The organism is Chryseobacterium sp. RU37D, assembly GCF_900156075.1.
Taxonomy (GTDB): domain Bacteria; phylum Bacteroidota; class Bacteroidia; order Flavobacteriales; family Weeksellaceae; genus Chryseobacterium.
Window position 1 is genome coordinate 1 of the sequence record NZ_FTMM01000017.1, and the last position, 22,107, is coordinate 22,107.

20 protein-coding genes and 3 tRNA genes are annotated in these 22,107 nt (G+C 34.9%); 6 read left to right on the plus strand and 17 right to left on the minus strand.

The features are described from left to right. Positions 1-186: 186 nt before the first annotated feature. From BW926_RS09365 to BW926_RS09375, 3 genes are all read right to left on the minus strand, one after another. Positions 187-1,089, minus strand: a complete 903-nt coding sequence (locus tag BW926_RS09365; RefSeq protein ID WP_076446503.1) for a GLPGLI family protein — start codon at positions 1,087-1,089, stop codon at positions 187-189. 80 nt (positions 1,090-1,169) lie between these two features. Then, the gene (locus BW926_RS09370; RefSeq protein ID WP_076446505.1) at positions 1,170-3,020 is read right to left on the minus strand and encodes a M56 family metallopeptidase; all 1,851 of its coding nucleotides are present in this window, start codon (positions 3,018-3,020) and stop codon (positions 1,170-1,172) included. A 5-nt stretch (positions 3,021-3,025) separates the two neighbouring features. Then, a complete protein-coding gene (locus BW926_RS09375) occupies positions 3,026-3,391 on the minus strand; it encodes a BlaI/MecI/CopY family transcriptional regulator (protein WP_076446507.1) in 366 nt (121 codons plus the stop codon). A gap of 323 nt (positions 3,392-3,714) precedes the next feature. Between BW926_RS09375 and BW926_RS09380 the strand changes: the two genes are divergently transcribed. After that, the gene (locus BW926_RS09380; RefSeq protein ID WP_076446509.1) at positions 3,715-4,296 is read left to right on the plus strand and encodes a hypothetical protein; all 582 of its coding nucleotides are present in this window, start codon (positions 3,715-3,717) and stop codon (positions 4,294-4,296) included. A 273-nt stretch (positions 4,297-4,569) separates the two neighbouring features. Here BW926_RS09380 and BW926_RS09385 read toward each other — a convergent pair whose 3' ends face one another. The 5 genes from BW926_RS09385 to BW926_RS09405 form a co-directional block, all read right to left on the minus strand. After that, positions 4,570-5,565, minus strand: coding sequence for a P63C domain-containing protein (locus BW926_RS09385; RefSeq protein WP_076446511.1), 996 nt, complete (start codon positions 5,563-5,565; stop codon positions 4,570-4,572). Next, positions 5,555-6,475, minus strand: coding sequence for an IS1595 family transposase (locus BW926_RS09390; RefSeq protein ID WP_076446512.1), 921 nt, complete (start codon positions 6,473-6,475; stop codon positions 5,555-5,557). The genes BW926_RS09385 and BW926_RS09390 overlap by 11 nt, the downstream gene beginning before the upstream one ends. A gap of 204 nt (positions 6,476-6,679) precedes the next feature. Then, positions 6,680-6,752, minus strand: a tRNA-Met gene (locus BW926_RS09395). Between the two features lie 37 nt (positions 6,753-6,789). After that, a tRNA-Met gene (locus tag BW926_RS09400) sits at positions 6,790-6,862 on the minus strand. Between the two features lie 40 nt (positions 6,863-6,902). Then, positions 6,903-6,975 (minus strand) — tRNA-Met (locus BW926_RS09405). A 102-nt stretch (positions 6,976-7,077) separates the two neighbouring features. On the opposite strand from BW926_RS09405, the gene BW926_RS09410 reads away from it, so the two are divergent. From BW926_RS09410 to BW926_RS09425, 4 genes are read left to right on the plus strand one after another with little or no spacing between them, the layout of a single operon-like run. Further along, entirely contained in the window at positions 7,078-7,689 is a 612-nt protein-coding gene (locus BW926_RS09410; RefSeq protein WP_076446514.1) for an L-threonylcarbamoyladenylate synthase, read from the plus strand. A gap of 43 nt (positions 7,690-7,732) precedes the next feature. Beyond that, positions 7,733-8,491 carry a peroxide stress protein YaaA gene (gene yaaA, locus BW926_RS09415; RefSeq protein WP_076446516.1) on the plus strand — a complete coding sequence of 253 codons (759 nt, stop codon included), beginning with the start codon at positions 7,733-7,735 and terminating at the stop codon, positions 8,489-8,491. Then, on the plus strand, positions 8,492-9,343 hold the full coding sequence (gene prmC / locus BW926_RS09420) for a peptide chain release factor N(5)-glutamine methyltransferase (RefSeq protein ID WP_076446517.1): 852 nt from the start codon (positions 8,492-8,494) through the stop codon (positions 9,341-9,343). A 5-nt stretch (positions 9,344-9,348) separates the two neighbouring features. After that, the gene (locus tag BW926_RS09425) at positions 9,349-9,708 is read left to right on the plus strand and encodes a DUF4180 domain-containing protein (RefSeq protein WP_076446519.1); all 360 of its coding nucleotides are present in this window, start codon (positions 9,349-9,351) and stop codon (positions 9,706-9,708) included. A gap of 41 nt (positions 9,709-9,749) precedes the next feature. On the opposite strand, the gene BW926_RS09430 is transcribed toward BW926_RS09425, so the two are convergent. From BW926_RS09430 to BW926_RS09450, 5 genes are all read right to left on the minus strand, one after another. Continuing rightward, positions 9,750-10,403 (minus strand): rhomboid family intramembrane serine protease, encoded by a 654-nt coding sequence (locus BW926_RS09430; RefSeq protein ID WP_076446521.1) that lies wholly within the window; start codon positions 10,401-10,403, stop codon positions 9,750-9,752. Positions 10,404-10,414: 11 nt separating this feature from the next. Next, positions 10,415-13,000 (minus strand): DNA gyrase/topoisomerase IV subunit A, encoded by a 2,586-nt coding sequence (locus tag BW926_RS09435; RefSeq protein ID WP_410493252.1) that lies wholly within the window; start codon positions 12,998-13,000, stop codon positions 10,415-10,417. An 8-nt stretch (positions 13,001-13,008) separates the two neighbouring features. After that, complete coding sequence (locus tag BW926_RS09440) at positions 13,009-13,485, minus strand: hypothetical protein (protein ID WP_076446525.1); 477 nt, start codon at positions 13,483-13,485, stop codon at positions 13,009-13,011. A gap of 40 nt (positions 13,486-13,525) precedes the next feature. Further along, positions 13,526-15,415 (minus strand): DNA topoisomerase IV subunit B, encoded by a 1,890-nt coding sequence (locus tag BW926_RS09445; protein WP_076446527.1) that lies wholly within the window; start codon positions 15,413-15,415, stop codon positions 13,526-13,528. 266 nt (positions 15,416-15,681) lie between these two features. Next, positions 15,682-16,464, minus strand: a complete 783-nt coding sequence (locus tag BW926_RS09450; protein WP_076446529.1) for a TIGR00266 family protein — start codon at positions 16,462-16,464, stop codon at positions 15,682-15,684. Between the two features lie 97 nt (positions 16,465-16,561). On the opposite strand from BW926_RS09450, the gene BW926_RS09455 reads away from it, so the two are divergent. After that, positions 16,562-17,710: a methionine aminotransferase gene (locus BW926_RS09455; RefSeq protein WP_076446531.1), complete on the plus strand. Its 1,149-nt coding sequence runs from the start codon at positions 16,562-16,564 to the stop codon at positions 17,708-17,710. Positions 17,711-17,904: 194 nt separating this feature from the next. On the opposite strand, the gene BW926_RS09460 is transcribed toward BW926_RS09455, so the two are convergent. From BW926_RS09460 to ychF, 4 genes are all read right to left on the minus strand, one after another. Further along, positions 17,905-18,669 carry an SDR family NAD(P)-dependent oxidoreductase gene (locus tag BW926_RS09460; protein ID WP_076446533.1) on the minus strand — a complete coding sequence of 255 codons (765 nt, stop codon included), beginning with the start codon at positions 18,667-18,669 and terminating at the stop codon, positions 17,905-17,907. An 88-nt stretch (positions 18,670-18,757) separates the two neighbouring features. Next, entirely contained in the window at positions 18,758-19,705 is a 948-nt protein-coding gene (locus BW926_RS09465) for a helix-turn-helix domain-containing protein (RefSeq protein ID WP_076446535.1), read from the minus strand. A 48-nt stretch (positions 19,706-19,753) separates the two neighbouring features. Beyond that, the gene (locus tag BW926_RS09470; protein ID WP_076446537.1) at positions 19,754-20,830 is read right to left on the minus strand and encodes a hypothetical protein; all 1,077 of its coding nucleotides are present in this window, start codon (positions 20,828-20,830) and stop codon (positions 19,754-19,756) included. Positions 20,831-20,918: 88 nt separating this feature from the next. After that, the gene (gene ychF, locus BW926_RS09475; RefSeq protein WP_076446539.1) at positions 20,919-22,010 is read right to left on the minus strand and encodes a redox-regulated ATPase YchF; all 1,092 of its coding nucleotides are present in this window, start codon (positions 22,008-22,010) and stop codon (positions 20,919-20,921) included. Positions 22,011-22,107: the final 97 nt, after the last annotated feature.

Genomic DNA, 22,107 nt, shown 5'->3' on the forward strand with positions numbered 1-22,107 from the left:
TAAGATTTGAAACGTTGGATATTACTTGGAAGAATCTGCATTTTTTAGCATTTTCTTTAAGATTAATCAAAAAATTAAAAGTTTAAACAACTTCTTAAAATAAAAATTATTTTTTTCATGTTTAAAGATAAAAAACAGAATGAAAAATATTTCCATCCTGTTTAAATTAAAAAAATTACGTTTGCTTTATTTTGTTAAATCCGGCTCTATCGGATTATTGTTTTTGGCTAAAGTTTCTTTTGTTCTTTTTTCCATTTCCCTGAAAACCTGGTTGGGATCAGAAATTTCTTTTCCGTCTGACGTTCTTACCTTGAAGGCAACTCTGGTATTATCACCACCCCCGTTTCTCATCATCATTTCTCTCATATTTTTTGACGGATCATTCACGTAGGCTTTCCATACTTTTTTGTATTGGTCTTTAGTAACCTCAATTTCTTTACCTCCGATCCCCATCAGCCTTACATTTCCCGGCATTTCCGGCTCACTTGCTGCAAGAGGAGCTTCAATCTTTTTATTTCCGACTAAAGTCATGATGTGAGAGCCTGTAATATCTTCAAGTTTTACGATCAATCCCGGAAGACCATAAAATTTATAAGGTCCATCCTGAAAGGGAATATCCGTGCTGAACCATGCGATCCAGTCTCTTCCACCATAAGTTGTTGTAGCTTTTTGAGTATTATATTCACCTATTTTCTGTTTTTCGGGAAGGATTTTCCATTCCGGCTTCTGATCTTCTATTACTTTATACTGATCCATTGAAACTCTTGTAAAAAGATAGGTTTTAAAATCAGGATAAGATTTTGTTACTTTATAAGAAACTTGCCCGGGGTTATCTCTTCTGCTGATATTGATATTTCCTGCTCCCCCTTTGATCTGCTTCTGAAGGTCCGCCATTGCGGTGGAGTCTGACACAAATTTGCCGCGGCTGTAATAATTAGACCCATTCTTATCAATATCCAGAAGCATTATTTCCTTTTTCACATCTGCTTTGTCGTTGGAATCAGGAATATATTTGTATTCGTAGAAAAACCTGTTGATCTGCGCATTGGTCAATACGCTTAAAAATAAAAAAAGTATACAATTCTTCATCGCTGTTTTGGTTTAATTGAGTTCGGGACACGGATGTTGTTTAGTGGCCGCATCCCGTACTCATAACAATTTCTGGAACTTTATTTTTTTGTTTCAATTCTTATCTCCCCGGAGCTGTTACCATCCGTTGTTCTTTTATTGACGTTCATGTTTTTGATCTTGTTGGGATCTAGGGCGTCAAGCTCTTGTTTTGTCACTTCTTTTCCGTCAATGTACAGCTTCATGTTCCCCAAATCACCGGAAATCCTTTTCATACCGGGGCCCCCCATGGCATTGTTATCCACTTTCATTACTCTTACATTATCAAATTTCATCGGCTTGTTGAAAGAACTGCCATAAATATAAACCCCGCGGTTGCCGTCCAAAGCTCTTCTTTCTGCTTCAATTTTAGCTCTTTCACCTTCCAGCTTAGCTCTTTTTTCTTCTATTCTGGCTCTTTCTTTTTCAAGTTTAGCTCTTTTTCTCGCGGTAGAGGCAGATTCTTTTGTCCTCTCCCCGAATCTGAAAGCCATATCCGCATCGGGAGACCATTTCATATCACCAACAGTTTTGTAGCTGTATACTTTTACTTTAGGGGCATTGGGAGCGTTTGGCGGTATGGGAGGATCTGGGAAGTCAAAATTCATTTCAGGAATTTCAGACATTTCAAATTTCATATTTTCAAATTCCTTTACCTTATCTTTCCATTCTTTTGAATTAAAATATTCACGTATGTCTACATTTTTCCCGTCCATTCTTACGACCATTGCTCTTTTCAAATAGTCTTCAGAGCTGGCAATTTTGCCGATTTCTCCGGAAATTTTCCCTATTTCTTCAAGATTTTGGTTATATTCATTACTTTCTGGCTTAAGGTTTTTTAGGCCATCGGTTTTCTCCTTGATTTGTTTGCTGAGTTCAGCGATTTTTTTATCGTCATTTTCTCTTTTATAGATTTTTGGAGCAACAGCACTATTTTTAGCATCCGGAATGATGGTATCTTTTTTTATTTTAGTCAATACCATTTCTCCTTTACTGTCTTTTTTGATCTGGGAAACCGCTTTCTCTATTTCCATATTTGTTGCTTTAATTTCCTGATTTTTAGCATTCACCAGATAAGCAAAGGCTAACGAAAATACAACCGGCAATGCAAAAATTCTATGCGCATATCCGAATTTGGTTTTAGGTTTTTGTAACATTTTGAGTCGTTTTTTTAAATTTGAACTTAAGAACGGACTGGTCGCAGGCAACTGTGTTCCGGAAAAGTGGCTTGCTAAAAGCATCTGCGCAAATGCTTTGGTGTCCGATTGTTTTACGGCTTTTTTATCAGCCAGGTATTCGTGGATTAAATTGAGTTCTTTTTTAATGATATGAAAGAACGGATTGAACCAGAAAACAGAAGTAACGATTTCAATAAAGATTTTATCGAATGAATGTTTCTGCTCAATGTGCACCATCTCGTGCTTCAGGATCTGTTTTCCGATGTCAGAATTCAGCATGATGGAATTCTTCCAGAAAAGGTTTCTAAAGTATGAGAACGGAGCTTCACTAAGGTTTGTATAGTAAAAATTGATACCATCAAAACTCTCCTTTTGAAACTGATTTTTAAGCTGGTGGATTCTGAAAATCCCGTAGATAAATTTTCCTAAAAAATAGAAAGAAACCAGTCCCAAAGCTGAAAAAGTAATTCTAAGATAAATGTGGTCATTGCTTACGTTTTTATTTGTGTTAAAATTCTGTACCTTATCTATTAGCCTGTATATGTCATTGCTTACTTCAATGGTAAAATCTTCTATGCTTACCAAAGGAAGCAGCAAGGAGATCAGCATCGCCGACAAAAGATAAAATCTGTTGTAGTGATGAAATGTCTTGTCTTTAAGAGACAACTGATAATACAAAAACATTACACCAGAACATAAAATAACTTTTCCGAAGTATAAAAGTACAGTTTCCATGGTTATTAGTTTTTATTTTTTAGTTCATCAAGAAGCATTTCAAGATCTTCTACGGTCATTTCGTTTTTTTCTACAAGAAAAGAAACGGCGCTTTTGTAAGACCCTTTAAAATAATTTTTCACAAGGCTTTTCATCGTTTTCCCGGAGTACTGCTCTTTGGAGATCAGCGGGAAATACTCGTGCTGCCTTCCGTAAACATTATAGTCTACGAATTCTTTGTCTTTCAATACTTTTAAAATAGTAGAAACTGTATTGGTATGCGGCTTAGGCTCAGGGAAAAGATCAAGGACGTCTTTTAGAAATCCTTTTTCCAGTTTCCATAAATACTGCATTACCTGCTCTTCTGCTTTTGTTAAAGTCTGAATCTTCATATCCTTTTTTATTTAATCCTAAATTAACTAAAATCATATCACTAAGAAATTAGTTATACAAATGTAGAAATAAAATCGTTTTAAACAACTATTTTTTTAGTGATAAAACCATACTGCATATAAATTACTGAAAATCAAATAGATAAATTTTATTATAATTTGTTAAATTTTTAACCGTCATAATTTATCACCTAGTTAATCGCCACTAAAAGGTTTATTTAGAAAAGAAATTCTTAAAACTTGTTAATTTTTATTAAATAAAATTAAAATGAATTTGCTAAAACCGGGAAAATATATTTATTTTAGTGCTTTAAAAATTTCTCATGAAAAGATATAATTTACTGATTGTACTATTACTACTTATTTTCAATGTGACAACAGCACAGAAGAAAGGTTCGCCCGCTGCGGATTTCAGTGCTGTAAAAGAGGCTAAGACAAAGATCGAAAATACAGTTCCGTTAGTTATCAAACATTTGCAGGACATAAGCAATAAGGAAAATGACCCGAACATCCTTACCAATGGTAAAACTGCCGTAGCGAAAGAATACGGAAAAGTAGAGCTGGAATGGCGCCTTTACAGAGGAAATATGAACAATTGTATCCTTAATAACTCTTCTAAAAAAGCAAAAAAATGTATGGAATATCACAATACAATGTTCAGAGATACAATGATCAATTATAATAATTATATCACCAACCTTACAAGAAAGAACGGATACCTCGGTGTAGAAGGTGATACGAAATTTGAGCTTAATCCTTCTGAAGTGGCTACAAAGCTAAGCGAATCTTATTTCAATGCAAGCGATGCAGCAGGAAGAATGAAAGGATCTCAAAAAACGGATTTCCTGGGACAGACCATGGCAGATGATTATAAGCTTACTCCTTTCAATCAATTAGCACAATAATTATTTTATTAATTAAATGATACCTTGATCCTGCTTTTTAAAAGCGGGATTTTTTATCTTACAATTTGTTAAAATTTTTCATTAGGTTTTTAAAATTCTGCTCACAACCTAAAACCAAATTTTCATAATATAGAAAAATAAAATAGTACGATAGCAAGAATTAATTTAGGTAACTACATACAATTTTACACAAATTTCTCCAAAAATTAATCCCCTTATTTCGTAGGGGATTTTTATTTATGCTAATTCTACTTCTAAATTATCGTCATCTTCTTAGTCCTCATCTTTTGGATTATAGTCTAATCCTTTTTTTAAATTCTCATTGAAATCAGATAATGTTTCTTTTTCATTTTCTAACTCTTTTTTAAGTTTTTTTTCAACAGAGTCAAAATCAATTTCCATCTGTCCGTTATTTCTATCAACCATTCTATTAAAATGACTCTTAAACTCATTCCAATTATTAGAAATATTCATTAATCCAATAACTTTATATATTTGAGCTGTTAAAGCTGGATGTCCCATGTCTGGGGTTAAGCTCTGGAAAAAGCGAGCAGTATAATTGCCTTCTTTGCTTTTAGGAGTTTTTGTTTTAAGTTCATCTAAAACTCCTTTTGGAAGCTGTTCATATATCAATTTATTAGTCCAACTTCCTATTACACCAGGTCTCTTTTTAATTCCATTTACAGAAAAATCCCACTTATTAAGTCTAAATATTTCATAATAAAAAATATCTGGAAACATTTTTTGCCATTTTAATAACTCTTCATTAATATATGCTTTTAGAATAACTTGTAATGCATCTTTCTCTCTTTCATACTGATAACCTGTCGCCTCATCAACTAATGCAACAATACCTACTTTAGCGACAGAACGGATTATTAATTCTGCATTATTCACAATTTTTTTGTCTTTAAAATCCCGGGATTTACTTGATTCAATTATTGAATCACAAATATCTACTAACAAAGTCACCTCATACCCGTAAGTCATTGATTGAAAACCACTTGCATTTGGTCTTTGAAATTGTATAGGAGTGTTTAGCTGTTCTAAAACCCCGGGATTTAAATAGGGAGTAATTGGTGAATCATTTAAGAATTTGGACAACCAAGTTCCTGAAACATTAGGTTTTGCTCCTAATGCTTTTTGTATTCCTCTGCCTGAAAAAACCCTTGTGCCATCTTCTAAAACATAGCATGGTATTTCTAAATTTCCTAAAATTAAGGGTGTTTTATCCGAGCCGTAAATTGCTTTTAATAATTTATCTTCCATATATTAAAGTTTTGTAAGTTGTTTTATTTTCCAAATTTAAAAGTAGTATGTTAAATCTGTTTTCGGTTGTCTGTTTACGTGTATTGTATCTAAATACAAACTCATCAACATACATCTGTAAATGTTTTTTAGATGTAAAATGATAGATTCCAACGATACCTCTTTTTAAGATAGACCAAAACCCCTCTATTGTATTGGTGTGAACTCTTCCTTTTACGTATTCTGATTGATTATGCTTTACAATACTGTGGTCATAAATTCTTTCTAACCCTTTATATCCTACCCATTCATCAGTGTAAAGTTTTGCAGATTCTTTTACATTGCTGATGATTTCACGGCTTAATGCTTCATGTTTTACATTATCTACAGCTTTCGCATTTAATTTACCGTCTCTTTCAACCATTCCGACCACAGGAGTTTTGTCTTTTGCGCTTCTTCCCTGTGATCCTTCAACCTTCTTATTTGCATGACGGTTCTTATTTTTACCTCCAATATAAGTTTCATCTGCTTCAACTTCATTATTCAATTCATTGTTATTCTCAATTCCAAAGCATTTTCTTATTCTTTGAAGCATGAACCAAGCAGACTTCTGTGTAATATCCAAATCACGGCTTAATTGAAGTGAAGAAATTCCCTTTTTGTGAGAAGTAACTATATAGATAGCAAGAAACCATTTCTGCAACCCTAATTTAGTGTTGTCAAAAATGGTATTTGTTTTAACGTTGAAATATTTACCTGTATTTTTACAACGGTATTTATTATCTTTACATTTGTATACTTTAGAAGAAGGATCGAAAGGACTTATTACATCGCCATCCCATCTTAACTCTTCCAAATGATTAATGCACGTTTGCTCGTCTGGAAATGCTTTTACAAGGTCTAAAAGTGATTTAAAGTTTATATTTATCATTACTTCCTATATTTCTTTTACAAATATAAGAAGTTAATTACACAAACACAAATTATTTTAGTGTAAAGTTGTATGTAGTTACCTTAATTTATTCGAAAAAGGAAAAGCACCTACTAATCTTTTAAATCAAGCCATTTTAGAGAAGGGATAGATTGAAGAGAAATAAAAAAAGTATCACAAAATATGTAATACTCTCTAATATAGTAGCGGGAACCGGACTCGAACCGATGACCTTCGGGTTATGAGCCCGACGAGCTACCTACTGCTCCATCCCGCGGTGTATTTTTAAAACGCTTACCGCAAGCATAACTTAGTAGCGGGGACACGACTCGAACGTGCGACCTTCGGGTTATGAGCCCGACGAGCTACCTACTGCTCCACCCCGCGGTGTATTTTTAGAAACGTCACCGCCGACGTTTGATCTTAGTAGCGGGGACACGACTCGAACGTGCGACCTTCGGGTTATGAGCCCGACGAGCTACCTACTGCTCCACCCCGCGATATTGGATTGCAAATATACGACAAAATTTTTAAAATCCTAATTTTTTCTTTTAAATAAAGGACTTTTATAAAAACTATTGTAATATTTGTATCTTTGTTCTATGGCAAAAATATTAAAAATATACCCTGAAAATCCACAGGAAAACCTTATTAATGAAGTTATTAAAACTTTAAACAACGGCGGATTAATCATTTATCCATCAGATACTGTATATGCACTGGGCTGTAATATTTTTGATATAAAGGCTATGGAAAAACTGGCCCACATGAAAAAAATCAAATTGGAAAAGGCACAATTTTCTATTATTTGTAATGATCTCAGCCACCTTTCTGATTTTACAAGGCCTATTGAAACTTCAGTATTCAGGTTTTTAAAAAGCCATCTTCCAGGACCTTTTACATTTATTCTTGATGCTAACAAAAGCTTACCGCTAGCTTATAAAAATCATAAAACCATTGGTATCCGTGTTCCGGATCATCCTATCCCGCAACTTATTGTAGAAAAGCTTGGCCATCCGATAGCTTCTACCTCGATAAAGGATGACGACGAAATAATCGAATATTCCACTGATCCTGAACTGATTGCGGAAAAATACTATCACCTTGTAGATATTGTAATAGATTCAGGATATGGCAATAATATGGCTTCTACAATTGTTGACCTTACCTCTGGCGAACCGGAAGTGATCCGTCAGGGAAAAGGAGTTATCTAACCGCTTTATCGCTTATATATTTTAATAATTTTTTAAAATTTAAATGAAAATAATAACATCTCCTGCCAAATTAATGAATGTAGAAAACTCAACAGACCTGTTGAAAGCGACTACCCCTAAATTCATTGAAGAGGCAACATTCATACACTCTTATTTAAAACAAAAACCTCCCAAATATCTTTCTGAGCTGATGGAAATATCTACCAAGCTGGCAGATGAAAACTGGGAAAGAAATCAGAAATGGAAAGCAAAACCCACAGCAAAAGAGTCTGCCCCTGCTATGTTTGCCTTTGCAGGCGAGGTGTATAGAGGGCTAGATGTAAAAACATTGGATAAAAATGCTGTAGATTATTTACAAAAAAACTACAGAATGCTTTCCGGATTGTATGGTCTTTTGAAACCTTCAGACAGAGTGATGCTTTACAGGCTGGAGATGGGTCGTCCTTTCGAATTTGATGAATATAAGAATCTTTACGAATTTTGGAGAGAGAAAATTACGGAACAGTTAAACTCAGAATTAAAAAAGAATGAAATTATTCTTAACCTCGCAAGCAACGAATATTTTAAAGTTGTAGATCGTAAAAAACTGAACCATAAAGTTATTGACTTTGATTTTTATGAACAAAAAGAAGGAAAACTGAAAACTATCGTCGTTTACACAAAGCATGCACGAGGCATGGTGGTAAGATTTTGTGCTGAAAATAATGCAAAAACGCTGAATGACGTAAGGGCTTTCAATTATGAAGGCTACCTGATTGATGAGGAAAAATCTACAGATACAAAACTGGTTTTCATTAGGTAAATGACAATTTTAGAATATAAAAAGCTCTTTAAGACAGAGCTTTCCAAACTATATACGGATTCGGAGACAAGTTTTTTGGCTTCGGTTTTTATAGAAAAAACAGTGGGATTTGACAATTTTCAGCAAAGAAGATTTGCGGACCGGGAATTGCTGACAGAAGATGAAAATAACCTTCAAAAAATCATTTCTAAATTAAAAACCGGAAAGCCGTATCAGCAGATTCTGGGAGAAACGGACTTCTATGGAATGACTTTTTTTGTTAATGAAAATGTGCTGATTCCACGTCCTGAAACGGAAGAATTATTGGAATTTGCCATTGACAAAGTTCAACGTCTATTGATTAATCTTGAAAACTTTAAAATATTGGATATTGGAACCGGAAGCGGAATTATTCCTTTAGTTTTAAAAAAGCATTTTCCACAGGCAGAAGTGACTTCTATTGATTTTTCTAAAAAAGCTTTAGAAGTAGCGAAAAAAAATTCCAATTTTCATCAACTTGAAATTAATTTTATTCATGCGGATTATCTTAATTTTGATCTGGATGAGAATTTTGATATTATCATCTCTAATCCTCCTTATATCTGCATTGAAGAAGAACATGAAATAGCCGATTCCGTCAAGGAATTTGAACCGAAAATGGCACTTTTTTCACCAACCTCAGACGCTTTAGTTTTTTATAGAAAAATTGCTGAAGACTCTGAAAAATTTTTAAATGAAAGTGGGTTGTTATTTTTAGAAATTAATCAAAAATTAGGCCCGGAAACTTTAGATCTGTATGTCAATAATTTTAAAGAAACCCTTTTAATAAAGGATTTATCGGAAAACGACCGCTTTATTTTTGGGCGAAAATAAGTAGTATGGAAATCAAAACACATCAAATCAACAATACAAAAATTGCAGAAATAATTTCTGAAAAAATGATCATCAATTCTACGCAGGATGGATTGGATCTTTTGGGAAATATCTATTATCAGGATTTTGATAAAGTTATTTTGAATGAGGAAAATATCACTCCAGAATTTTTTGATTTAAAGACAAAAATTGCCGGTGAAATTCTTCAAAAATTTTCAAATTACCGCGTACGATTGGCTATTATTGGAGATTTAAATAAATATGAAAGTAAAAGCATTAAAGATTTTATTTTTGAAAGCAATAAAACGAAGCACATTAATTTTGTTGAGAGCTTAGAAAAAGCGCTGGAAAAACTTTCGCAGTAAATAAAAATCAGCAAATTATTTGCTGATTTTTATAACTATTTCTATCTTATTCTTTTCCTTACAAAAATTTCATAACCAAGATAAATCAAGGGAAGCGCCATAATTCCGATATATAAAGAATTAGCCATTGCAGCCTGCGGCTGATTTGCCACAGCATAAACTAAACCGAAAAACGCACCTCCCAAATGGGCGGCATGGCCGATATTGTCGTATTGTCTAGGACTCAGCATCATATAAACAGAATATCCGAAATATATTAATCCGAAAATATATCCCGGAATTGGAATTGGAATAAAGAACATATAAATACCAATACTTGGATACAATGCTATCGAAGCAAATAAAATCCCGGAAACACCACCACTCGCACCAATTGCGGAATACCACGGCTGTCTCTGGTAAATAAATAATGAAAAGATATTTCCCAATAAAATTGATCCGAAATAAATAATCAAAAATCCTAAATTCCCAAATCCATGAATAACAACCGGACCAAAAAAGTACAGCGTAAGCATATTAAAAACCAAATGAAAAATATCCGCATGCAGAAAGCCTGCAGAAAGCAATCTGACATATTCCTTTCTATTTAAAATAGCTCCTACACTGAATTTGTATTTCTCAAAATTGCTGCTTCCGTTAGGTACTGCGAAGCTTATAATAGCAGTAATTATTATAACTAATATTAAAATATTCATTTTCTCAACATTTAATTTTCCTGATTTTCTTCACCCTGAAACAGATCACCAATCATGCCATCTTCGTCCATCCCGTTCATTGGCTCGGGATCTTCGTATATTTCAGGCTCCTCTTCTTCAGGTTCGGGGACTGTAATATTGATGGTTTTTACCTTAAATTTTGTAAACTGATTCCCGATTGCCTTAATCCCTTTTACCGCAATAAATTCATCAATATTAATGGTTTCTGTGTCTCTTTCTTTGCCTTTATCTTTCGCAAAAATGATTTCGGCAGTTGCGTTATTGGCAACGATTACATTTTCGATAAATGATTTCGGGTGTTCCGAAGGCATGAAAGTCTGTAAATTTGGTGTATTTTCAAACAAGAATCTTTTAATGAAATAAATGTCTTTTTCTCCGTCAAAATAGATACAGGTCACGGGCTGGTTCGGCCTCCACTTTTCAAGGACTAAATATTCATCGTCAAAACGGTTTCCAAGATCGAAAGAAACAAGCTTTGCTTCACCGTTTGTATTGATTGTTAATATTCTATCATCTCCTTTAAAGCTTCCGAGCAATGTCCCTCTTGCATCAGCATTCAGCCTTCTTACGGTATCATCAAACCAGATTCTTCTCGGAGCCAAGGTAGAAACGCCTTCTTCTTTTAAATCTACCTTCTTAACGGAATATTTTGTGACAAGATTTCCTTTTGAATCACGGCCTTTAATGGCCAGTTCAGAAAAGTCAATATCCATTTTATTTTTTCTGATTCTTGGGTTTGGCTTTAAAAGTACCGTTACTGTTTCCGCTTCACCATTAGAATTTGCAGAGAAATACAGTACCTCCGAACCTTTTTTATCTGATGCCAAGGGATAATCCGTGTTCCGGGTAACACCGGTTACAGAGAAACGTTTCATGTAGTAAGGGCCTTCCCTTCCTTCGCGGTAGATCATATTGTAAACCGTCCGCTTATCGTTTTTCTTCCAGATGGCAACATGCAGAATATCTTTTCCGATGAAGGTTTTTGCCTCCACTTTTACTACTTTCATACTTCCGTCTTTTCTGAACGTAATAATGTCGTCAATATCCGAACAGTCAAATAAATATTGATCTTTTCTTAAAGAAGTTCCTATGAAACCTTCTTCAAAATTGGCATAGAATTTCTCATTGGCCACCGCCACTTTTGTCGCATCAATCGTATCAAAAATCCTAAGCTCGGTCTTTCTCTGCCTGTCTTTCCCGTATTTTTTCTGAATGTTTAAAAAATAATCCACTGCATACTGGATAAGGTTTTCCAGATGGTGCTTCACCTGCTCTATTTTACCTTCCAGCGCAGCAATATTTTCTTTAAATTTATCTAAATCGAATCTTGAAATTCTCTTGATCCTGATTTCGGTTAATTTTAAAATATCTTCTTCCGTTACGGCTCTTAGAAGATGACCGGTGTGTGGTTTTAAGCCTTTATCTATGGTTTTTAATACATCTTCCCAGGTTTTCACCTCTTCGATATCGTGGTAAATCCTGTTTTCGATGAAAATCCTTTCCAATGAAGAAAAATGCCAGCTTTCCTGCAATTCATGAAGCTCAATTTCAAGCTCTTTTTTAAGCAAAGAAACCGTGTGATCCGTATTCATTTTAAGAATCTCGGAAACACTCATGAACATAGGCTTGTCACCAACAATTACACAGGCATTGGGTGAAATGGTAACCTGGCAGTCTGTAAATGCATAAAGCGCATCAATCGTTTTATCAGGCGAAACATCATTATGAAGATGAATCAAAATTTCAACTTTATCTGAAGTATTATCTTCAATTTTTTTGATCTTAATTTTACCTTTTTCATTGGCTTTTAAGATCGAATCGATCAGATCACTCGTTGTTTTGGAATAAGGAAGCTCGGAAATGACCAGAGTATGTTTATCCACGGGTGAAATTTTCGCTCTGGCTCTCACTTTTCCTCCTCTGTGGCCATCATTATATTCTGAAACATCGAGATAGCCGGCCGTAAGAAAATCAGGAAAAATTTCAATTTTTTTCCCTTTCAGATATGCTACGGAAGCATTAATTAATTCATTAAAATTATGCGGAAGTATTTTTGTGGAAAGCCCCACTCCAATCCCTTCAACACCCTGCGCCAAAAGCAACGGAAATTTTACAGGAAGATCTATTGGTTCGTTATTTCTGCCGTCATAAGATTTTGCCCATTCTGTAGTTTTCGGGTTGAAAACCACTTCCAGCGCAAAAGGAGTCAACCTTGCTTCAATATATCTTGCCGCTGCTGCAGAATCTCCTGTATAAATATTCCCCCAGTTTCCCTGAGTATCAATTAATAGTTCCTTCTGCCCTATTCCCACCATTGCATCGGTAATGGAAGCATCACCGTGAGGATGATATTTCATGGTATTTCCTACAATGTTGGCAACTTTATTGTACCGTCCGTCTTCCAGCTCCCGCATGGAATGCATGATTCTTCTCTGGACAGGCTTAAAACCATCATATATCGATGGTATGGCCCTATCTAAAATAACGTAAGAAGCATAATCCAGAAACCAGTCTTTGTATAGCCCGGAAACTTTTTTCAAGCTTTCACCTTCATGCGAGTATTCTTCTGTCATCATCTATTATATTAACTCTTTTTCTCGTTATTAGTTTTTATGACTTTACTTAAAGAGAATTTTAAATCATTAATTTCTTTTCTTGTTAAATACGAAATCTCATATTTCAATATGGTTGATCCGCTGTTTTTACTGGAAATTGTAATATATAGTCTTTTTACAAAGAAAAGATCAATCACTTCATAGCTTAAAAGCTTATATTTCGGAAACTCATCACTCAACGGTTTGTCTAAAAAAGGAATAATATTCCGATTTTTAAAATGGAGTGCTTCCCCATCGCTGTCATACTCAAAAATCTGCCTACCATTGAAGTAAAAAAGCAATACCAAAACCATAGGAATAATGATCAAAAATAAACTTTCCCATCCTAAAATATTAAATCTGTATTCTTCTAAAAAATAAGCTCCAATTCCCGCTATCAGGAAAAATATCAGAAGAGTGTTTACGAAATTGTAAACTGAGCTTTTGTTACGGTTACTTAATCTCATTTTGTTTCAAATATTTGCGTTTTTAATCTATACGTTCTAATTAATTCTCATTTATGGCTTTACTTAATAATTCTTTTTTATCTATATCCGGATCTTCAACTACAAGATTTTCAAGGATAAAAATTTGTCTGTCCGGAGTATTTTTCCCCATATAAAACTCCAACAGCTGATCTATCGTTTGATCTTTTCCCACTACTACAGGCTCCAGTCTGATATCTTTTCCGATAAAATGCTTAAACTCATCCGGAGAGATTTCTCCTAACCCTTTGAATCTTGTGATTTCCGGATTCTTTCCCAACTCATTAAGTGCTTTAATTCTTTCCTGCTCAGAATAACAGTATCTCGTCTCTTTTTTGTTTCTCACCCTGAATAGTGGGGTTTGAAGGATATAGAGATGTCCATTTTTAATTAAATCAGGAAAAAACTGCAGGAAGAATGTGATCATCAGCAGCCTGATATGCATCCCGTCTACATCGGCATCCGTCGCAATAATAACCTGATTGTACCTGAGGTCTTCCAAACTTTCTTCGATGTTCAGTGCCGCCTGAAGAAGATTAAATTCCTCATTTTCATATACCACTTTCTTGGTTAATCCATAACAGTTCAAAGGTTTACCTTTCAAAGAAAATACGGCCTGCGTTTCCACATCTCTGGATTTTGTGATGGATCCGGATGCAGAATCTCCCTCTGTAATAAATATCTGGGTTTCCCCTTTTCTTTCATTTTTCTGGTCGTTGTAATGCTGTCTGCAGTCGCGAAGTTTTTTGTTGTGAAGTGAAACCTTTTTAGCTCTTTCCCTAGCCAGTTTCTGGATTCCCGAAAGTTCTTTTCTTTCCCTCTCGGAAATCAATATTTTTCTTTGAATAGCTTCTGCAACTTCAGGATTTTTATGTAAGAAATTATCTAATTTACTTTTTAAAAAGTCAATGATAAAAGTCCTTACCGTGGGACCGTTTGGCCCGATATCATTTGATCCTAATTTTGTTTTGGTCTGAGATTCAAAAACAGGCTCTTCCACATTAATGGAAACAGCAGCAACTATTGATTTCCTGACATCAGAGGCATCAAAATTTTTATTAAAAAATTCACGGATCGTCTTTACATATGCTTCACGGAAGGCATTCAAATGAGTTCCACCCTGTGTAGTATTCTGACCGTTTACGAATGAAAAATAAGTCTCTGTCTGAGATTTGTCAGTATGCGTAATCGCAACTTCGATGTCATTATCTTTAAGATGGACGATAGGATATAAAGTTTCATTTTCAAGCTCTTCTTCCAGCAAATCCTTAAGTCCGTTTTCAGAGTAGAAGGTTTCTCCGTTGAACAGAATTTTCAATCCCGGATTCAGATAAGCATAATTACGGAGCATTCTTTCGATATACTCTTTTCTGAATTTAAAATGAAGGAAAATTTCCCCATCCGGAATAAAAGAGATTTCCGTACCGTTTCTGTCAGAAGTATCCTTTTCATCAAAATTTTCTTTGATGAGGCCTCTTGAAAATTCGGCCATTTTCATTTTCCCATCACGGAATGAGCGAACCCGGAAATAATCTGACAGGGCATTTACGGCTTTTGTACCGACCCCATTCAATCCTACGGATTTTTTGAACGCTTTACTGTCATATTTCCCTCCGGTATTCATTTTGGAAACAGCATCAACTACTTTTCCAAGCGGAATACCACGTCCAAAGTCACGAATGGTAACCTTACCATCATCAAGCTTAATTTCAATTCTTTTTCCTGCTTTCATTCTGAACTCATCAATAGAGTTGTCGAGGATTTCCTTAAGCAGGATATAAATACCATCATCAGCAGACGAGCCATCTCCCAGCTTCCCGATGTACATTCCGGGACGCAGACGGATATGCTCCTGCCAGTCGAGGGTTCTTATATTATCTTCGGAATAGATTGGATTTATTTCTTGCGACATATGTATTTACATCAAACATACAAAAATACGAAATTGCCCAAGATTATCCGAATATTTTGGTATTTTTTTTATCAACAATTATCCTTAATCATTAGATTATTTTTAATAAAACTTACATTATTCAATACTAAGTGAAAAACAATGTCCCTTTTATTATGCTTTTCTAAATTCGTGATATCCCTGTGGTAGTCTCGTTTGAAAAACAAAAATGATTGCCTTTTTGTAAGGCAACCATTCTCACTTTATTAGTTCAAGCTTTTTAATTTTCAGAACCCATCACCATCCAAGATGTTTCCTAGCCCACCTAGGACACTTCCCTGCTCCTTACTTTTTGTAGTTCCGTATTGTAAAATCCTGCTGGCTAATCTTGAAATCGGAAGTGTCTGAATCCAAACCTTGCCTGGCCCTTTCAGCTGTGCAAAAAACAATCCTTCGCCACCGAAAATGGTATTTTTAATTCCGCGTACAAACTGAATATCATAATCCACTGTATGGGTAAAACCGACAATACATCCCGTATCAATCTTCAAAATCTCTCCCGACTGAAGATCTTTTTCAATAACATGGCCTCCACTGTGAACGAAAGTCATACCGTCGCCTTCGAGCTTCTGCATAATAAAGCCTTCACCGCCAAATAATCCTGTTCCAAGCTTTTTCTGAAACTCTATACCTACATTCACACCTTTTGCGGCACACAGAAAACTATCTTTCTGACATATGATCTTTCCGCCCAGCTTACTCAGGTCAAAAGGAATGATTTTTCCCGTGTACGGTGCAGCGAAAGTTACCTGTCTTTTCTGCGAAGTGGTGTTTGTAAATACTGTCATGAAAAGATTTTCGCCTGTGAGTATTCTTTTTCCTGCAGAGAATAATTTTCCCATCAGTCCTTTTTCAGTTCCATCTCCGAATAATGTTTCCATCTGAATTCCTTCTGTCATCATCATAAAGCTTCCCGGCTCGGCAATTACGCTTTCTTTAGGATCCAACTCAATTTCCACACATTGCATTTCTTCTCCGTGAATCTTATAATCTAATTCATCGTTAAACATTTCCAAATAATTAAAAGTTATTGCTGCAATATTAAGATTTTTTAGCCTTCATTTTAAAAAAATAAATTAAATTCGATACAATTAAAATTTTTCTTTAATGATAAAACTTCCTTTATCTAAGCTTTGTAATGTAGGCACCACCATTTTCAGCCAAATGACACAGCTGGCCAATGAAAACGAAGCGATCAATCTTTCGCAGGGTTTTCCTGATTTTATGCCTGATCCTGAGCTTCTGAATTATGTTGACAGATTCATTAAAGAGGGTTTCAATCAATACGCTCCTATGGGCGGAATGATGAGATTAAAAGAAGAAATTGCAAAAAAGATTGAAAATTCTCATAAGTCTGTTTATCACCCTGATACTGAAATAACCATTACAGCCGGCGGAACACAAGCTATTTTCACCACCATTGCCACTTTCATTAAAAAAGACGACGAAGTCATTATCTTTGAGCCTGCCTACGACTGCTATGAGCCTACTGTAGAGCTTTTCGGGGGAGTGGTAAAAAGGTTTGAAATGAATGCTCCCGATTTTGAAATCGACTGGAATATGGTAAAAAATCTAGTTTCCGACAAAACAAAAATGATTATTTTAAATAATCCCAATAACCCTTCAGGAAAAATTTTAAAGGAAAATGATATTCAGGAATTGATAAAAATAGTAGAAGGAACTTCCATCCTTATTTTAAGCGATGAAGTCTATGAAAATATTGTTTTTGATGGTAAGCAGCATTTGAGCATCTGCAAGTATCCCGAGCTGAAAAAAAGAAGTCTTTTAGTGGCATCTTTCGGGAAATTGTTCCACATTACGGGCTGGAAAGTGGGATATTGTGCAGCTCCAAAAGCTTTAACAGACGAATTCAGAAAAATCCATCAGTTTAATGTTTTTTCAGTAAATACACCAATTCAGCTTGCTTTGGCAGAATACATGAAAAATCCTGATCATTACGATCAGCTAAATCAGTTTTTCCAGGAAAAAAGAGATTTTTTGAGAAAGGGCTTAGCAACAACCTCTTTTGAATTGCTGGATTGTGAAGGAACTTATTTCCAGGCTTTGAAATATGATAAGGTTTCAGATAAAAATGATTTTGACTTCGCCAGAGAGCTGACAATCAATTACAAGGTGGCAAGCGTTCCGTTTTCTTCTTTTTATAAAAATAAACTGAATGATAATGTAATTCGTTTGTGTTTTGCAAAAAAGCAGGAAACACTGGAAAGGGCAATTGAGAATTTGGCTAAATTGTAATTTTTATACTTAAATTTAATTTCTCGCGGATTTAGCAGACTACGCAGATTTCTTTAATTAAAAACAGGCTTAATGCTAGATATGGGAGTGAAAAAATAAAAACTGGTGGTTTAGAGAACCTCAGCCACCAGTTTTTTATATAATTGCTCTTTAGCCTCATAGTGATTTACGCTTCGAAATCACGTAATTATATATTAGAAAAACATTCCGCCGGAAACTTCAATTCTTTGAGCAGTAATCCATCTTGCATCTTCTGTACAAAGGAATGCCACAACTCCACCTATGTCATCAGGCAAACCAGCTCTTCCCAACGCAGTATTATTTGAAACCATCGCATTGGCATTTTTGTCGTCCCTTGTTCTTCCACCTCCAAAATCAGTTTCGATAGCTCCCGGGGCTACTGCGTTTACTTTAATTTTTCTTGGTCCCAATTCTTTCGCCATGTATTTACTCAACTGATCGATGGCAGCCTTCATAGAGCCGTAAACTGAAGATCCGGGCATTGCAAATCTCGCCAAACCTGAAGACAGATTGATGATGCCGCCATTATCGTTCATGAATGGTAAAAACTTCTGCGTTAAGAAAAATACCCCTTTGAAATGAATGTCTACCATATCATCCAGCTGCTCTTCCGTAACATCAGGAATCGGCATATATAAAGCTGTCCCTGCGTTATTCACTAAGAAATCAATGTTTCTGCTTCCTGTATTTTCTTCCAGATGGTCGCCCACCGTTTTTACGAAAGCATCAAAGCTTTTAACATCTTTTGTATCAAGCTGGTAGGCAATAGCTTTTCTTCCTAAAGCCTTAATTTCTTCAACTACTTTATCCGCTTCTTCTTTATTGCTTTTGTAAGTGATAATAACATCTAAACCTTTCTGAGCGATTTTTATGGCAGAGTTTTTTCCTAATCCGCGGCTTCCTCCTGTAACTAATGCAATTTTTGTTCTTGTTTCCATTTTTCTGTTTGTTTTTGACGAGACAAAGTTCAGAAAACTTCAAGATGTTGTATTTGCTTTAATCAAACTAAAATTTGCAAAATTCAAATCATGAACGGAACTCTAAAGGAGCCAGCGAGGTTTTCTTTTTAAAAAAGTTGGAAAAATGAGCAATTTCCTCGAATCCTAAGGCATAAGCAATTTCGGAAACATTCCATTTTGTTTGTTTTAAAAGAATTTTAGCCTCCTGAATTACCCTTTCAGCAATGATTTCGGTGGTTGTTTTACCGGTGCTTTCCTTTAATTTTTTGTTTAAATAATTCACATGAACTGCCAGTCGGTCGGCATAATCTTTTGCGGTTTTCAACTGCAATCTCTGATCTGAACTTTCGATAGGAAACTGCCTTTCCAACAGCTCAATAAACAACGAAACTACCCGCAAAGAAGTATCACTTGAGGTGGATAATTTTGAAGCGGGCTGCAGTTTCTGGCCATAATGAATCAGTTCTAAAACATAGTTCCTGATCAAATCGTATTTAAAAATATAATCCGAGTTTATTTCTTTTTTAACCTTAGAATACAGCTGTTCGATTTCATTTGCTAATTCATCATCAATCTCAAAAATCGGAACATTTCCCGGTTGAAATATCGGCAGGTCTTCCAGCGTATTATGCGATTTATTCTTAAGCATAAAATCTTCTGTAAAAACACAAAAACTCCCCGACTGATGCGGATCTTGCGGAACCCAGTGGTAAGGAACTTTAGGTGTCGCGAACAGTAAAGCATTTTGCTTTATCTGAATAGTTTTATCTGCATATTCTGCCCTGTTTTTCCCTCTGATCAGACTAATTTTGTAATATTTTCTCCTGTTGTAGGGCATTTCGGAGGTTAGTTTCATTTTTTCAATCGTTTGGGCAATATCAAAAACGTTGAAATGGCCAATATCTTTGTGAAGGCCTTTCGGGAAAATACTTTCGATATCTTTACCTAATTTTTGAGTCATTTCACGGTAAAAATCATCAAGAGATGTGTATGAAGTGTGAGCCATCTTTTCCATGATTGATAATTTGTAAAAATCAAATGTACGAATAATTGAAATTACTTATTAGGAAACCGTTTGCCCAACAACCGTAATCTCCCATTTCCCGTTTTTATACTCTGCGGCAATGCTGGTAGAAGAACCACTACCCCATTTATAAAGATAGAATCTTTCCGGAAAATCTTTATTTCTCCTGATTTTGGAAATCCCAAAATTAAATACATCGGTCACCTTAATATAATCGGTTTGTTTATTTTCATCTTCAGAAGCAAATAAAACTCTGTAACTATTAGGATTTATATTATGAAAATAATAGCAATCGCTTTTAAAAACTTCAAAGTAATAAGGCATTTTTTTGAAATCTATTGTCACTGCATATTCTGGTAGCAATCTTTCGTAAAGCTCTGTAAATTTATTGTTCTCTGATTTAAACATAGGATTCAAATCTTCAAAATCATTAATCCCATCGCAATCAGAATCTTTTTTATTAGGATTTAAACCAAAGCTTTTTTCAAAAATATCATTATATCCATCATGATCAGTGTCTTTCATTAAGTCTTTTACATTGATTTTAAATAATTTACCTTCATCAATTGCAGAATAATCATCATGACCGGGAAGCCCGGGAACTTTGATAATTTTCACCAAACTTCCTTCAACCTGCAAAAATCCATCTTTGATAATTGGATTTTCCTGTATTTCATTCAAATAATAATGACTAAAACTTAATCCTAAAAAATAAGCAAACGGTTTATTATTTTCTATTTTTAATAACCAATATCCTAAATTATTCCTTCCTAATGAATATAAAACATTTCCTGTCTGTTGCTTTGCAAAACACATAAACTGTTCGAAAAACAAGCCTTTGAAAGCTTTTAATTCCTGATCATGAATTTTTATTTTACCTTCATAATTGTTCCATTTATAATTATGAACATATAAGCTGTCTTCTTTAAACTTTCTGAATTCTTTAAGGTCTATTATTTCAAGATATGCGGGTTTATCATTAATAATTTCCTTTGCTGTTAACGGAACTTTTTCCACATATTCAGATTCCTTTTCCTTGTCTATAAAACAATTCTCTTCAACATTTTTTGAACAAGAAAAAAACAAAATAAAAATAAAAAAGTATAAAATCTTCATAAATTAAAAGTTTTCACACACGAATGCAAAAAACGCTCCCAAAAATACATTGGAAACGTTTTTCATTATAACTAACTTTAATATTTTCTTATACGTTGAATCTGAAGTGCATGATGTCACCATCCTTCACCACATATTCTTTTCCTTCTACAGAAAGCTTTCCGGCTTCTTTTACTTTTACTTCTGAGCCATAGTTTATATAATCATCATATTTGATTACCTCAGCACGGATAAACCCTTTTTCGAAATCTGTGTGGATTACCCCGGCAGCCTGTGGTGCTGTCCATCCCTGGCCAATTGTCCATGCTCTTACCTCTTTCACACCTGCCGTGAAATAAGTCTGAAGCTTCAACAAATCATATGCTTTTCTGATCAGACGGTTTACACCAGGTTCTGTAAGGCCAAGCTCTTCAAGGAATATTTCTCTTTCCTCATAAGTTTCTAATTCGTTGATATCAGCTTCGATCTGAGCTGCAAGAACTACAACTTCCGCTCCTTCATTTTTAGCCATTTCCTCAATCTTTCTGATCCATTCGTTTCCGTTTTTGATTGAATTTTCATCGACGTTACAAACGTAAAGTACAGGCTTATTTGTCAACAACTGAACATCCCCTATAATAGATTTTGTAAGATCATCTGTAGCAAATTCCCTTGCATTTTTACCATCTTCAAGGAATTTTTGAAGGCTTTGAAGCGTTTCATACGTTAAAACATCTTCTTTTTTACCAGATTTGATGAACTTTTTTGCTTTTTCCACTGCTTTTCCTACAGTTTCCAAATCCTTCAGCTGAAGTTCAATATCAATAATTTCTTTATCTCTTAACGGGTCTACCGAACCTTCTACGTGAATGATATTTCCGTTGTCAAAACATCTTAAAACATGGATAATTGCCTCACATTCACGGATATTAGCAAGAAACTGGTTTCCTAAACCTTCCCCTTTGCTTGCTCCTTTTACAAGTCCTGCAATATCAACGATTTCTACCACTGCTGGCAAAACTCTTTCCGGCTTTACCAGTTTTTCCAATTCAAAAAGCCTGTGATCCGGTACGGAAACGGTTCCCAAATTGGGCTCGATGGTACAGAAAGGATAGTTCGCTGACTGGGCTTTTGCATTGCTCAGACAGTTAAAAAGAGTTGATTTACCTACGTTTGGTAAGCCTACGATTCCACATTTCATAACGTTACATTCAAAGTTTAAGGTTTAAAATTCAAGGTTTCGCGTTTAGAGTTTAAGGCTTACAGTTATATTGAACGATTAACTTAAACTCGGAACC